The organism is Blautia sp. DFI.1.216 (assembly GCF_020594215.1).
GTDB lineage: Bacteria > Bacillota > Clostridia > Lachnospirales > Lachnospiraceae > Blautia_A > Blautia_A wexlerae.
Window position 1 is genome coordinate 1 of sequence record NZ_JAJDML010000221.1, and the last position, 279, is coordinate 279.

The 279-nt window shown below is 38.4% G+C and carries 1 protein-coding gene; it reads right to left on the minus strand.

What is annotated here, in order from left to right; genetic code table 11:
• Positions 1 to 279, minus strand: a 279-nt coding sequence (locus tag LJE11_RS19520) for a helix-turn-helix domain-containing protein (protein ID WP_255656400.1), incomplete at both ends; no start/stop codon positions are given.

The following is a 279-nucleotide window of genomic DNA, read 5'->3' on the forward strand; positions in this document are numbered from 1 at the left end:
TTTATAAAATTTACAGACATCGCTGCATCTGAATTTTCTGCAGAGGACACATTTGCGCCGACATTCATTATCACCGCACATATGCATGACATTGCATATATTTGTCCGCGGCTTTGAACTATCATAATTGTTTGCACAGGGAATAGGGGCAAATGCATCTGCGCTTCTTTCCCTGATAATGGAATGACGTCTGATTTCTTTGGATATGGTACTTGGATCCTTGCTTAATTCTATTGCAATACTTCTAAATGAATCACCGTTATTTAAATGCTGTTCGAT